This window comes from Chryseobacterium sp. SIMBA_028 (assembly GCF_046535285.1).
GTDB lineage: Bacteria > Bacteroidota > Bacteroidia > Flavobacteriales > Weeksellaceae > Chryseobacterium.
In genome coordinates this window covers 98,083-112,849 of record NZ_JAWRWZ010000009.1, presented here as the reverse complement: position 1 = coordinate 112,849, position 14,767 = coordinate 98,083, and the positions used below count along the sequence as shown (strand labels likewise).

Genomic DNA, 14,767 nt, shown 5'->3' with positions numbered 1-14,767 from the left:
TTCCGCTATAATTTCATTAAAACATCTTACATCAAAAATACAGAATTTGTTACTGACATATTTTTTCTTTACATTTATAACATTCAAATAATTTAAATAATAACAATAATTTATTTTTACCCCATTTAGAAAGCAATATTCGTAATCATGAAATCACCAAATAGTGATATAAATAAAAAAATATTAAAATATTTATAAAATTAAGATAATGCATAAGGCAACTTACAGAGATCGAGAAATGGCTGTAGATATATTATACAGAGCCTTTATCAACATACTTATACCTAATTCCATCAATTTTGTAGTTAATAAAAGCGGAAGCCGGGAAAAAAGATTAAAAGCTCTCATGTATTACCAATTTGATATAGCGCTGCTCTATGGCAGTGTTTTCCTAAGCAATGACGGCAAAGGCTGTATTCTGTATCTTGAAGAAATGAAATTCAGTTTAAAAAAACTCTGGCTGGAAATTCAGTTGGTCATTCATTGCATCGGAATAAAACGAATACCTAATGTATTAGCCCGTGAAAAACTGATAAAAGCATACCATCCCAAAGAAAAATTTGTCCACTTATGGCTTATGGGAATAATTCCTGAGGCACAGGGTTTGGGAATTGGAACATTTCTTCTCCAGGAAACAATTAAAAAGTATGCAGAAGATCTTATTTATGTAGAAACAACAACACCTGAGAATCTGGAATTTTACAAAAAAAATGGATTCTCTATTTTTCATGAAACTCACAAACTTGATTATCCACTATATTTTTTGAGTTATGTTTAATACTGAAATCTACCCTACGACCGCCGTTTATATTCTCCTTTTTTTACTTTTTATCGGCATTGCTACAATACAGCTATTTACCGATCATAAAAAGAAAAAAGGCAAGGGTTATTACTTAAAATATATTGCAGTCATGTGCTCCGGGGTGCTCTATAATTTGGTAGAAGGAATGTTACCAGATCATAAATTCGGAATCAACATTATAGCACAAAATATTCTAGCCTGGACCATTGGAGTTCTCACCGCATACTACTATCTCATGTATATTAAAAATGAGTACGATCTGATTCTGTTCAAAAAAAAAATATCTTTTGAAACAATAGGTATTTTTCTACTCATTATGCTCATCATTCTTTTCATTCTTCCATATACCATCACACAATCTTTGGAACATTCCAGAATTATTTTTCTGGGCTTTTTCCTAGCCATACTAAGTCTGATTTTGCTAGGCATTTTCAGACAGCAATATGAAAAATTCATGAAACATGACAGTACAGTGTTCAAACTTCATGAGATCAATGGGTTTTTGGCTTTTATGGGACTGGTTTCTCTTCCTACTAGCATTTTACTTTTTGGCGACAACCAGCTCATTGAGCAAACCGGTTTCAGCTTTGGTTTTTTTATTATTACCCTAGACTTTTTTTTATATCCGAAAAGAAAAGTCATAAAATATAAAAAATTATTTGATGAACTTTCTACCCGAGAATCAGAAATATTGACAATATTATTAAAAAATCCCTTATTAAAATATTCAGAAATAAGTCAAAAATTAAATATTTCCGAAAAAGCTCTTTCATCTCATCTCTCTAATATTTATAAAAAGACAGGACTTCGAAATAAAAAAGAGATCGAAAAATTAAGCAGCTCTTCACGCGAGCTTCTCATTACTCAATATGAAAATTAAATAAAGCCATATTTTATCCGATAAGGTACATATCCACACCCCTCACTGAGTCGTTCTATTAAATTAATCTATTTTACAAAATACTGAAAATCAACAATATAAACTCATTAAGGATACCCCTTAAAAAAAATAAGGGTAAATTTAAGGGTTTTATTGTCATTCATTTTATTGTCAGATTAAAGTAATATTCTAGTTTTGAGAAAGTGATCAATTTTATTATTAAAAGTTCAAAACCGGTCCAACAACTATATAGTGAGTCCCAAAAGTGAAACGACTATAAACTGTCACAGGATATTAATATTTAATTTACAAAACATGAAAAACATTAAAGTAACACATGACGCTAAAGAAGTACAACACGCTCTTGAAAATTCAAAAAATGAAATTTTAAAATCTCTTGCTGAAGATTTTAAAGATGGAGATTCATTATCCGGTGGAGAATGGGTAAAAATCAAAACTAAATTTTCTAAAGGTGGAACATTAGATCCATCTACTGGAACAGGTCTGGAACAAGAGAATTAATATTTCATTTTCAAATAACAGGGAATGATGATAAAGCAATTTATTATCGTTCCCTTTTCTAAAAACAACCATGAAAAGTATAGATAGTGTTATAAAAATCGCCAGCAGATGCAATATTAACTGCAAATATTGCTACATGTATAATATGGGGGATTCTTCTTACAGAATGCAGCCAAAATACATGACCTTGGAGACCGTTAAAAATCTAGCGATCAAGGCCAAGGAATACTGTACTTTAAAAGAGGCTAAAGCTTTCCACTTCATTTTCCATGGTGGTGAACCTTTGTTAACAAAAATTGAATATTTCCAGAAGATCATCGATACGATAAAAGAACATTTATATCCTGAAATATATCCTGTCTTTTCAATTCAGACCAATGCAACTTTAATAACTGAAGAATGGGCTTTTTTTATAAAAAAAAATAAAATAAATATTGGCATAAGTCTGGACGGTGACAAAAATGTAAATGATGAAAACAGAGTTGACCACCGGGGACAAGGCACCTATGACAGAGTAATTAAAGGAATCAATGTTCTGAAAGAGCATGATATCAGTGTAAGTATTTTGTCAGTAATTAATATTAATTCTGATCCTATAGCGACCTATAATCATCTGAAGTATTTAGGAATAGACTCTGTTGATTTCTTAATACCAGATCATAATTATGATAATGCACCTGCAGTCATAAAACACGACTTATCATACAAAAGGGAAGCAACTCCCTATGCCGACTGGCTCCTCAAGATATTTGACCTTTGGTTTATGGAAGAAAAACCTATTGATATCAGACTTTTCAGATATTCATTGATTGTTTTTTTAGGAGGAAATATTTCATTTGATTATATCGGAACTGATACCAATGACGTATTTGTCATTGAAACTAATGGGGATATTGAACCCGTAGATTCGTTAAAAATTTGTGGAGAAAGCTTCACCAAAACCAACAGAAATATCAATCAAACCTCTTTTATTGACGCTACAAAAACACCTATTATAGATCTTTATATTCATAGTAAAAATAAAGACAAGCAATGTGTCCAATGCCAGAAATGTCCAATTTTTGAAATTTGTGGAGGTGGTTTTATTCCGCACAGGTATCACTCTGGCAATGGGTTTGACAATCCCTCTATCTATTGTTCTGATCTCATCAAATTGTTCTCATACATTCAAAATACTCTTTTGAATCAATTGGATATCAAAGAAAAAGAGAAAATGGAATATCTGGATACAAAAAAAATCAAGTCGGTACTAGACACCGTCTACAATTAGAAAAAATATGTTAAAAGAAGGTATTAAAATTTTAGCGGAGCTTTCAAGCAGTGATGATCGTTTAGTTTCAATTAATAACGGAACGGAATCGCCCCAAACAGGCAATTATGCCCAAGGGGCACTGATTCCTAAAAACACGTTTAGAAGCCTATCAGATTCTGAAAAAAATATCGTATTTGCAGCAAAGGAAAATACTTTGAATTTCGGTTATAATGAGATCATAAAAGTAGTAACGCTTCCTGAAAATATTCAGAATGATATAAAAAAAATAAACCTCAATATGGTTGAATCTTATGAAGAGCTTGAACAAACTACAGCCCTAGATGACTTTAAAGTCCTTGCAAAAGATTTAATGACCTATATACTTTCCAAAACAATAAATTCAGAAATCCATAACCTTGGAATCCAGATAGAACCAGGAAATGAATATACAACTACCAAACAGAATGATCAGTACATAGGCCTTCACATTGACTCTTGGGACAAACAACCTATTTCCGAAAGGGAAAAATCTAAAAACAGGATCTGCTTCAATATTGGCAAAGAAGCAAGATATCTTTACTTTATCAACATTCCTGCTAATCAATTGAGCACCGAAAGCTCAGATGCAGAAATTGATGAAATTGTGACTCATTTTTTAGTCAGCAATCCAGAATATCCTGTATTACGTATTAGAATAAATCCCTTCGAAGGTTATATTGCACCTACGGAATATATCATTCATGACGGTTCTACTTCCGGTAACCTATTCAAAGACATTACATTCACCATAAGAAGTTATTTTCAGTAATGGAATATAAAAATCCTTGTTTATTTTTTTGCAATGCGATCGGAGACTATATCATGGCACTTCCTACCTTAAGAGCTCTTAACAAGATATTTAATGGTAGCCTCACCATCATTCATAACAAAAGTAAAATAAACAGCCATATTATGAATGAATTTAATTTCAAAAAAACAATTGAAATTGAGTTTACCAATATTGGTGAAGAAAGAAGATTTGACCCTCATGCGCTAGCGGAACAAATACAAAAATGTGATCTATTTTTATATCTTAACACTTGGATCTATGAAAATGATATACAAGCACTACTGAACCAACTGCCTCATTTGAAAAAATCGGCTGGATATTATTCATGTTTTACAGATCAGATAGCATATAGTACGCGCATTCATAACTTCGACCTGTATTTTAGGATGGTGCATTTATTTGATAAAAACCTGTTGATAAAGGATTTTTCTTATCCGCCACTGCTTGATGAAAATTATAAAAGAATAGCCCCGCAAGTCAGGAAAAATAAGATGACAGGCATTAAATATTTAGCTGTTCATTTTGATAGTGAACCTGAAAAGTCTTTAAAGAGTAATATATATAAAGAATTTTTAGAAAAAATATTAGATACTTATGCAAATATTTGCCTGGTACCCATTGGTCTCGACAACATAGATCTTCAGGAAAAATATCAGCATAGAATCTTAAGCTTCGGACAGCCACTACCATTTTTAATAGCAACAGCCTATCTGGAAACCGCAGATTTTTTTATTGGAGTAGATTCATGCTTTCTGCATATTTCAGATTTATATGCGATACCATCCATCGGTATATTCGGACCTACTTCAGAAGTGGAGTTTGGATTTAGATTCAATAAAAAGCATTTACACTTGCGTTCCGCAACAAAGGATTTGAAAGATATCAGTACAGATAATGTATATAAAAGATTCAACGAACTCATAGATGTTTAAAAAAAATAAATTTAATTTTCGTTATCAAAAAGACAGAATGGACTGCGGTCCGGTCTGTATACAAATGATCAGCGAATTTTATGGAAAAAAATATGACATCCATTTTTTAAGGGAAATATGTAATTATGGCAAACAGGGAGTTACCATAAATTCTTTAAAAAATGCGGCTGAAAAGATTGGCTTTGACACCCATATCATAAAAGCCGATATTAATGACATCAATAATCTGGATTTATTCCCCTACATATTGCACTGGGGAAATGATCATTATGTTGTCGTTCTTAAAATCAATAAAAGAAATGTCATTATTGCCGATCCAGGCTATGGCATATTAACCGTAACTACAGACGTTTTCAAAAAAAACTGGTATAAGGATGATAAGGGAGTTGCCGTTGTCCTCAATCCTTCTACCCTAATGGTTAGCAATGAACCTCAACGTTCATCTTTATTCGGGTATACTGCACAATATCTAAAAAAATACAAAAAGGAAATCTTCAAAATATTCTGTACATTATTTGTCATCAATGTACTCACGTTTTTATTGCCTTTCATCACACAGAAAATTTTTGATGATGGGATAGCCCTTGGAGACAAAAAGATTATTTATTATCTGATCCTTTCCCAATTATTCCTGTACATAGGGATCTATTTATCAGAAATATACAGAAACTGGATCACGGTCAAGCTAGGTGGCCAAATTAGCATTGAAATTATTCACAATTTCTTCAAAAAACTCATTAAACTACCTATTCATTTTCTAGAAACCAAAGTAGTTGGAGATTATAACCAGCGAATTCAGGACAGCGAAAAGATTGAAGCATTCATGACTTCACAAAGCATTACTTCATTATTTTCAATGGTTACAATTATTGTCTATCTAATCGTAATGTCCATTTATAATACACAGTTGTTTCTTCTCTACATCTCCATTACAGTAATTTCTGTTCTGGGTTCTTTGTATTTCCTGAAGAAAAGAAGACTGTATGACTATCTGATATTTAAGGAAAAAGCAAATATTCAAAACCTAACTTTCGAAATCCTTAACGGGATCACAGAGGTGAAATTAAATGGTCTTGAAGACGTAAAACTGGAACAATGGAAAACCTACCAAAAATTGGCATTAAAGCTCAATCTTGGACTTTCTAAGATTGGACAGCAGCAGTATATTTTTTTCAGTGCGTTGAATCAGGTTAAAAATCTTTCCATAACACTTGTTTCATCTCTTTTGGTTATCAACAACAAACTCTCATTAGGTGAGCTTCTGACCATATCTTTTATTGTAGGACAGCTCAATTCACCCATTGATCAACTAATCTCATTTTTCAGAAATGTTCAGGATTCTAAACTGAGCATGGAAAGAATCAGCGAAATAGAAGAGCAGAAAGACGAAGATGATGAAAAAGCTTCTGATCTTAAAAACATACAGGAAAAAAATTCCATTGTATTTAAAAATGTAAGCTTCAGCTATAACAATATAGATAAAGTATTGGACACTATCAACATTGAAATTCCTGAAAATAAAGTAACAGCCATCGTAGGGGCAAGCGGCAGCGGAAAAACTACACTTGTAAAACTTATCCTTAAATTTTATGAGCGTTACCAAGGCGACATTTACATAAAAGGAGTAAATATCAAAAACATTACTTCCTCAAGTATCAGAAAAAACATAGGTACTGTAATGCAGGATGGCTATCTATTTTCAGACACCATAGAAAGAAACATTACAGGTGAAAACACCATACAGAGTGATGAGTATACCTACCTTAAAAAAGCAGCATACAGGTTATCCAATTCTGAAGAGTTTATCGAAAAACTCCCTATGAAAGACCAGACAAAAGTGGGCGCATATGGTATTAATCTGTCAGGGGGGCAAGAACAAAGGCTTATCATAGCAAGAGCTGTCTTCAAAAATCCGGACTTTTTAATTCTAGATGAAGCAACCTCAGCTCTAGACACCAAAAATGAAAAAATTATTCATAATAATTTGAAGATATTCTTTGAAAATAAAACAGTCCTGATTATCGCTCACAGACTGAGCACGGTAAGAAATGCCGATAATATTATTGTCATGGATAACGGGAAGATTATAGAGCAAGGTGAGCACAAAGAATTATTAGGTAAAAAAAATAAATATTACGAACTTATAAAAAATCAGCTTGAATTAGATTAACTTATCAACACAGAATAATTATGATGTACAAAGAAAAGATATATACATTTCTCGGTATTCTGTTCTGCTTAGGACAACTTGCAGGACAGACATTAAGAGGACATGTCTATGTTAATAGAAGACCTGTTAATTCTGCAGAAATACTCATTACAGACCAAGAACAAAAAAAATATTTCACCGTTACCGGAGAAACCGGAGAATTCAGCATAGACCTTCCCGGCAAAAAGAATTATACAGTGAAAGCCTTTTCTGAAAAAAAATTAATCATCAGCAAAAATATTTATTTAGACGGAAATGCAACAGAAGATCTCTATGTGGAGAACAAAGAAATCGAAATAAAGTCTGTAGATCTTATTGTTAAGAAAAAAAAGATCATTCAGCAGAAAGCAGACAGAATAATTTTCAATATTGAAAACTCCATCATAGCAAGCGGTGGAGATGTAATGGATGCCATACGTTTGGCACCAAGAATCTCCGTTCAGAATGATGACATCAAAATAACCGGAAAAGGAAAAATCCTAGTTATGATGGATGGCCGCCCGATTAACATTCAAAAAGAAGACCTCCCCAGCTATCTGAAATCTATAAAATCTGATGAGATCAGCAGCATTGAGGTCATCACTAATCCTCCGGCAAAGTATACAGCAGAAGGAAACAGCGGCATTATCAATATAGTGACACGCAAATCAAAAAAAGATTATTGGAACCTAAGCCTGAATACAACTGCACAGGCTGCCTCAAAATTCATGTATAAAAATGGCGCCAATTATAATTTAAATTACAAAGATATTACCCTATCTTCCAGCGTCAATTATACTGGTGGATACAATGCCCCTGTCAATTATTCCCGAATCGAGTATCCGGATATCACCTGGATTGAAGACAACAAACAGACGGCTTTAACAGATAATCTTTCTGCCAGACTTTCACTTGACTATAAATTAAACAAAAAAATAACCACAGGAATCCAGTATATAGGCAGTTTCTCTTCGCCGAAAGTGGAGTCCAATATTGATTCAAAAATATTTGGAAAACCAATTGGTAATGAGAAGTCTTTAATCAATACATCATCTGTTGATTCTAAAAATAACAGATTCAATTCTTTGAATTATCATATCATTTACCAAATAGACACTATCGGAAAGAAGATTTCTTTTGATTTTGACTATTTTAACAGCAAAAGCAGATCCCGCCAGAATTACATTTCCAAAACCTTTGATAAAATGTCCCCGTTCCCGGATATCCCCGGCTTTGAATCAGGCAAAAATGAAGGCTTCCAAAATATCAACAACTATTCTTTGAATCTTGATGTAGAGCATCCTACCCCATGGGCCATCCTTAATTACGGAACCCGGATATCGTTTGTAAATACGTCAAATGACATCAATTTTTATGATCTTTCCACAGGCAATGAATATCTGGATTTTAACCGGAGCAATCAATTTTCATTCAGAGAAAAAAATCAGTCTTTATATTTCTCAATGAATAAGGAACTGGGAGAAAAATGGGAATTTCAGACAGGTCTACGGATGGAAAGTACCCAAACAAAAGGGGTGTCGGAAACATTAAACCAAAAGTCGGAAATTAAGTATACAAAACTTTTTCCTACCGCTTATGTTCTTTATAAAATAAATACGAACAATCAGCTTTCAGCCAACTATGGAAGAAGAATACACCGCCCGGAATTTAGTTTACTGAACCCGTTCAAATATACTTTTTCTCCTTATTCGACGTCTGAAGGAAATCCTTACCTGCTTCCTGAATTTACAAACAATATTGAACTTACTTATAATTACAAAGATTTTATGATTACCTCTTTGTATTATTCAGATTTAAAGGATGGATTTGAAATGCTAACCATTATGAATACAGATACGAAGATTCAAACTACAACCCCTCTCAATTTTATTTCAAACCGATCTTATGGGGTTAATCAGTATTTCTATCTGAAATTATTCCCATGGCTGAACGCTAATCTTAATATCAATCTTTTTAACAGTCAGTCAAAATCTTCTTCTCCGGTTACGTTATCTTACTTGAACGGATGGAATTTTGAAACAAAAGCTGACCTAAATTTCATTTTAAACAAAAAGAAAACTTTCTTTTTCGGGCTTAATACCTGGCAGGTTTCCAAAGGTGTAAACAATCTTGACAGAAGCTCATCTGGTTATCAGATTGACGCCTCATTAAAATTATTTCTGATGGATAAAAAGCTGCAGATGGTCTGTTATGTTAATGATATTTTCAAATCCAATAAGATATCTTACACAGGATTTTCAAATAATAATCAGACAACATACAGAAATTATGAAGACCTTAGATTTATCAGACTTTCTGTCATTTATAATTTCGGAAACAAATCAATCAAGGATGTTTCAAGAGAAGTTAAAAATTCTGATGAAAAAGATAGGGCAGTATTCAAATAAACTCTCAGTTATTATTTCCATGCATTCAAGGATTATCAAAAAAATAAAAACCTCCAGCCTCATTTAACTTTATGGGTAAAAGGGAATCTAAGCCCAAGCAGAAGTATTGGCTGCACCTAAAAATTGAAGACATTGATGAAATCTATAAAATTTCGACTGGATCTTTGATGCTGAAAAACTTCACATTCCACTGCATTTAAGAAAATAGCAGAATGGTTATGAATTTTTTCTGGCAATTTTTTTGGGGAAAAGAAAGTTTCTAAGTTTTTTAGGGACGAAAAATTATCTATTTTAGCGAGGCAAAAAATTTGGATACTGACTGATGGTAACAATCCCATACTTGGAGTATTACCTTTCAGACAGGATAGAAGATATGCAAAGGATGAGAAAACAAAATGTATTCTCAAAATTTTTAATGAAACGAAAAATGAAATTTAGAAATTGGTTTTTATTAATTCTACTATTTTTAGCAACAGGAGTCAATGCACAGATTAAGAATCCTGTAAAGTTTAAATTCACAGTCAATGATCTGGGTAACAATCAGTACGAAGCTGTTCTGAATGCCACCATGGAAAGCGGCTGGCATATTTACTCCAAGGATCTTCCTGAAGATACAGGAATCCCGACTGAGTACAAGGTTTCAGGAAAGAATATTGAACTTATAGGAAAGTTTACAGAGGTTGGTAAAAAGCATGAAGAATTTTCTGAAGCTTTTGGCGGAACCATTGTTTATTACTCCAACTCGGCTGGGTTTAAACAGAAATTCAAGCTAAAAGATCCTACAAAACCAGCAGATGTTACTTCTGAAATCACCTATCAAACTTGTGATGACAGAGTGTGTCTTGCTCCAAATACATTAGAATTCAATCAGAAAGTCACTCCCAAAGGAGCCACTGAAGAAGAGGCTACGACTGAAGAAAACACAGCAGCAGCAAAAGATTCTGTAAAAACTTTAGAAACCGTTACTACAAGCCCAACAAAAGCAGACGTAACTATTTCTGAGGCTTCAAAATTAGATCCAAAGCAATTAAAAATTGAAACATTGGATTTCAAAAATCCATTAACAGATTGTGGAACAGCTACTACCCAAGTTGAGGAAAACTACTGGACTTATTTATTCCTTGGTTTCATTGGAGGATTAATTGCTTTATTAACACCTTGTGTTTTTCCGATGATTCCTTTAACTGTTTCATTCTTCACTAAGGGAAGCAAGGACAAAGCAAAAGGTAAAAGGGATGCTATAATCTATGGATTTTTCATTCTTCTTATTTTCGTTTTATTAAGTATTCCGTTCCATATTATTGATGGAATTGCAGGGAATATCTTCAATGAGATTTCAACGAGTGTATGGCTGAATATTGCTTTCTTTATTATATTTATATTCTTTGCCGGAAGTTTCTTCGGGTATTATGATATTACATTACCTAGTTCAATTGCCAATAAATCATCAAGAGCTGAAGAAGCTGGAGGAATCATCGGTATTTTCTTCATGGCACTGACTCTGGTGATTGTTTCTTTCTCTTGTACAGGTCCTATTCTAGGAAGTTTATTGGGAAGTGCAGTAACAGGATCGTCCAATGTTCCGATGTTATTAACATTTGCATTGGCAGGATTTGGATTAGCATGGGCTATTGTTTTCGGTCTATTGGCTTTATTTCCACAAGCTTTACAAAGTCTTCCAAAATCGGGAGGATGGATGAATACAGTAAAAGTGGTTTTAGGTTTCGTAGAATTAGCTTTAGCTTTAAAATTCTTATCTAAGGCAGATTTAGTATCTAAAACGTTCTTCTTAAAAAGAGAACTTTTCATCGCCATATGGATTATCATTGCTTTAGGATTAGCTTTATATTTATTTGGATTAATCAAGTTCCCACACGATGATAAAAAACCTAAAATATCAATTACAAGAAAAATATTAGGGGCATTAGGAATCGGATTTGTGATCTACCTGATCCAGGGATTGATTCCATCTGACCGTCCAAAGCTTCAGCTATTAAGCGGAATCTTGCCTCCCTTGAATGTTAGCTACTTCCATGATGAAAAAGACGGAATTTTAGGAATGCATCCTGAACATGACTTTTTCAAGGCTATTGAAATTGCTAAAAAGGAAAATAAACCTATCTTAATCGACTTCACGGGCTATGGCTGTGAAAACTGTAGAAAAATGGAAGAATTTGTATGGAGCGAACCGGATATTTTACCAGTCCTACAAAATGATGTTGTTTTAGCTTCTCTATATGTAGACGATAAAGAAGAACTTCCTGAGGATCAAAAAACAAAGATTGACCTTGGAGAAGGGCAAATCAAAAAGGTAAAAACAATTGGAGACAGATGGAGCCTATTCCAACAGGTTAACTTTAATAATAACTCTCAGCCTCACTACGTCTTAATAACTCCTGACGGAAAAGTAATCAACACTCCCGTTTCAGGCTATATGCCCAAAGAGGACTTTAAGAAATTCCTTGAATGCGGAGTAAATTTTTATAAAAAAAGTAAGTAAATCATTTACATAAATCTTTAAACTCACACTTATCAGTGTGAGTTTTTTTATTGCTAAAATTAAAATGAATAATAAAATATTTATCAAAATACAAAATTGACTACATTTGATTAACCAACACCAATTCAAATACATATGAAATATTTTATATTTACTTTTTTATTACTAACCTATTCAATATTTACTGCCCAGACTGCCCTTTCTATAGAATGGCAAAAAGCATTAGGTGGCAGCAATTATGATTGGGGATACTCTATTCAACAAACCTCAGATAATGGATATATTTCAGCAGGATCTACTTCATCTAATGATGGAGATGTGAGCGGAAATCATGGAACTTCTGACTTTTGGATCGTAAAAATGAGTTCCAATGGAAATATACAATGGCAAAAGTCGCTCGGAGGAAGTAATGGTGAAACTCCACAATGTATCCGACAAACTACAGATGGCGGATACATCGTAGCCGGATCATCTATGTCCAATGATGGAGACCTTACTACAAACCATGGAGGCCTAGATTATTGGGTGGTAAAATTAGATACAGATGGGAATGTACAGTGGCAGAAATCAATAGGTGGCAGTAACAATGATGATGCACAATCTATCCAGCAGACTTCTGATGGCGGCTATATAGTAGCAGGAACATCAAGCTCTACAGACGGCGATATTATTGGAAACCATGGAGGCCTTGATTATTGGGTAGTAAAGCTTGATACCAACGGAAATATATTGTGGCAAAAATCACTCGGGGGAAGCAGTGGAGATTATGCAAATTCTATTCAACAAACTTTTGATAGCGGCTATATTATTGCTGGCTGGTCAACTTCTACAGATGGAGATGTTACCGGAAACCATGGAGATAGTGATTATTGGATTGTAAAATTGGATTATAACGGAAATATACAGTGGGAAAAATCAATAGGTGGCACCAGTAGTGATATTGGTTATTCTGCCCAACAGACTTTTGATGGAGGATACATTGTTGCAGGAACAGCTTTAACAGGTGGAGAAACCGGGCTTCCTAATTATTGGGTCGTAAAATTAAGCAATGCAGGGAATATACAATGGGATAAGTATCTGGGTGGAAGTGCTCATGATAATGGACAAGTTATCCGCCAGACCCCAGACTGGGGTTACATTATAGGAGGCTGGACAGTCTCTAACAATGGAGATGTTACCGAAAACCATGGAGAACAGGACTATTGGATAGTAAGATTAGATAGTTCGGGAAATCTGAAATGGCAGAAAACATTAGGAGGCCCAAGTTTTGATATTTTCAACTCTATTGAAACGACTGCTGATAATGGTTATATTATTTCCGGAACTACCTTTTCTACAACTGGAGATATCATAGGAAATCATGGTTCAACAGACGTTTGGGTAGTCAAATTAAGCCCAGAACAACTGGGTGTTTCAGAGAGTAGCCAAAAGAATAAACCACGTCTGTATCCAAATCCGGCCAAAGATTTTGTATAGGTCAGTTCTTTACCGGATAAGACAACAATCAGTATTACCGATACATCCGGAAGAAAATTATTCTCCGAAAAATACAATAATACACAAGCTGTAATAAACATTTCCCAGCTTGCCAATGGACTATACCTTATTCAAATAGAAAACCACGGAAAAATCATTTTATCTGAGAAACTTCTTATAAATAAATAACAACCATTATCTTAAAAAATCACAAAACATTACCAATATAAAACCTTGTAATATTTTTTAATATCACTAATTGTATAAATTTTAAATTTTATTGCCATTTATTAATTTTAGGTACAAACTTTGTATCAATTCATCAAAATCACGATCGGGTTTTTAAAGTTTTCATCAAATACCGTTTAACATTTTAAAATATTAATTATGGCTGAAGTAATTGCACAAGAGAAGCAGGGCAGCAAACAGAAGAAAAAAATGATCAGAGTAGATATGACTCCTATGGTAGACCTGGGATTTCTATTGATTACATTTTTTATGTTGACCTCAAATTTTACAAAACCCAATGTAATGGATTTAGGCCTCCCCGCAAAAGATCCAAATGCAAATCCTATTAACACACCTGTCATTGGAGATCAAAACCAGGTCACATTCATTCTTGGAAAAGACAACCGGGTATTTTATCACCAAAGTAATGAGAAAGATCTAAATTCCACAAATCTCAAGGAAACTGATTTCAGTGGAATAAAAATCTCCAAGATCATTGCTGAAGCTTATAAAAACGCTCCTAAACCAGACAAATTCACGGTTATAGTGAAACCAACTGATGAGGCCAATTATAAAAACTTTGTAGATATGCTGGATAATCTGGCTATTTCTAAAAAAGAACGATATGGCGTTACAGACATCAAACCTTGGGAAACAAAAATTTACAAGGAAGTAACTCAATAAAAAATAAAGGGCGTTTTTAAAATGCTCTTTTTTTGTTTACATTTGAAAGTGAAACCTATCAGCAAC

At 33.5% G+C, this 14,767-nt stretch carries 11 protein-coding genes and 1 pseudogene; all 12 read left to right on the top strand.

The features are described from left to right. Positions 1-208: 208 nt before the first annotated feature. The gene (locus SCA31_RS13415; protein WP_410697498.1) at positions 209-778 is read left to right on the top strand and encodes a GNAT family N-acetyltransferase; all 570 of its coding nucleotides are present in this window, start codon (positions 209-211) and stop codon (positions 776-778) included. Next, positions 771-1,682: a helix-turn-helix transcriptional regulator gene (locus SCA31_RS13410; protein WP_410697497.1), complete on the top strand. Its 912-nt coding sequence runs from the start codon at positions 771-773 to the stop codon at positions 1,680-1,682. The genes SCA31_RS13415 and SCA31_RS13410 overlap by 8 nt, the downstream gene beginning before the upstream one ends. 315 nt (positions 1,683-1,997) lie before the next feature. Further along, positions 1,998-2,204, top strand: coding sequence for a hypothetical protein (locus tag SCA31_RS13405; RefSeq protein WP_410697496.1), 207 nt, complete (start codon positions 1,998-2,000; stop codon positions 2,202-2,204). Between the two features lie 70 nt (positions 2,205-2,274). Then, entirely contained in the window at positions 2,275-3,474 is a 1,200-nt protein-coding gene (locus SCA31_RS13400) for a radical SAM protein (protein WP_410697495.1), read from the top strand. Positions 3,475-3,481: 7 nt separating this feature from the next. Further along, a complete protein-coding gene (locus SCA31_RS13395) occupies positions 3,482-4,264 on the top strand; it encodes a hypothetical protein (RefSeq protein ID WP_410697494.1) in 783 nt (260 codons plus the stop codon). Positions 4,265-4,407: 143 nt separating this feature from the next. Next, positions 4,408-5,217 carry a glycosyltransferase family 9 protein gene (locus SCA31_RS13390; protein WP_410697493.1) on the top strand — a complete coding sequence of 270 codons (810 nt, stop codon included), beginning with the start codon at positions 4,408-4,410 and terminating at the stop codon, positions 5,215-5,217. Further along, a complete protein-coding gene (locus SCA31_RS13385) occupies positions 5,210-7,387 on the top strand; it encodes a peptidase domain-containing ABC transporter (RefSeq protein WP_410697492.1) in 2,178 nt (725 codons plus the stop codon). Before SCA31_RS13390 ends, SCA31_RS13385 begins: the two co-directional genes overlap by 8 nt. 20 nt (positions 7,388-7,407) lie before the next feature. Further along, entirely contained in the window at positions 7,408-9,813 is a 2,406-nt protein-coding gene (locus SCA31_RS13380; RefSeq protein ID WP_410697491.1) for a TonB-dependent receptor domain-containing protein, read from the top strand. A 427-nt stretch (positions 9,814-10,240) separates the two neighbouring features. Next, entirely contained in the window at positions 10,241-12,313 is a 2,073-nt protein-coding gene (locus tag SCA31_RS13375) for a cytochrome c biogenesis protein CcdA (RefSeq protein ID WP_410697490.1), read from the top strand. A 135-nt stretch (positions 12,314-12,448) separates the two neighbouring features. Further along, the gene (locus tag SCA31_RS13370) at positions 12,449-13,789 is read left to right on the top strand and encodes a T9SS C-terminal target domain-containing protein (protein WP_410697489.1); all 1,341 of its coding nucleotides are present in this window, start codon (positions 12,449-12,451) and stop codon (positions 13,787-13,789) included. 18 nt (positions 13,790-13,807) lie between these two features. Continuing rightward, positions 13,808-13,978: pseudogene (locus SCA31_RS13365) on the top strand (T9SS type A sorting domain-containing protein); the annotation flags it as partial. 198 nt (positions 13,979-14,176) lie between these two features. After that, positions 14,177-14,701, top strand: a complete 525-nt coding sequence (locus tag SCA31_RS13360) for an ExbD/TolR family protein (protein ID WP_410697488.1) — start codon at positions 14,177-14,179, stop codon at positions 14,699-14,701. Positions 14,702-14,767: the final 66 nt, after the last annotated feature.

Coding starts and splice junctions, on each gene's coding strand:
- SCA31_RS13370 (WP_410697489.1), top strand. CDS start 12,449: ATGAAATATTTTATATTTACTTTTTTATTACTAACCTATTCAATATTT.
- SCA31_RS13375 (WP_410697490.1), top strand. CDS start 10,241: ATGAAATTTAGAAATTGGTTTTTATTAATTCTACTATTTTTAGCAACA.
- SCA31_RS13415 (WP_410697498.1), top strand. CDS start 209: ATGCATAAGGCAACTTACAGAGATCGAGAAATGGCTGTAGATATATTA.
- SCA31_RS13400 (WP_410697495.1), top strand. CDS start 2,275: ATGAAAAGTATAGATAGTGTTATAAAAATCGCCAGCAGATGCAATATT.
- SCA31_RS13380 (WP_410697491.1), top strand. CDS start 7,408: ATGATGTACAAAGAAAAGATATATACATTTCTCGGTATTCTGTTCTGC.
- SCA31_RS13360 (WP_410697488.1), top strand. CDS start 14,177: ATGGCTGAAGTAATTGCACAAGAGAAGCAGGGCAGCAAACAGAAGAAA.
- SCA31_RS13410 (WP_410697497.1), top strand. CDS start 771: ATGTTTAATACTGAAATCTACCCTACGACCGCCGTTTATATTCTCCTT.
- SCA31_RS13385 (WP_410697492.1), top strand. CDS start 5,210: ATGTTTAAAAAAAATAAATTTAATTTTCGTTATCAAAAAGACAGAATG.
- SCA31_RS13395 (WP_410697494.1), top strand. CDS start 3,482: ATGTTAAAAGAAGGTATTAAAATTTTAGCGGAGCTTTCAAGCAGTGAT.
- SCA31_RS13405 (WP_410697496.1), top strand. CDS start 1,998: ATGAAAAACATTAAAGTAACACATGACGCTAAAGAAGTACAACACGCT.
- SCA31_RS13390 (WP_410697493.1), top strand. CDS start 4,408: ATGAATGAATTTAATTTCAAAAAAACAATTGAAATTGAGTTTACCAAT.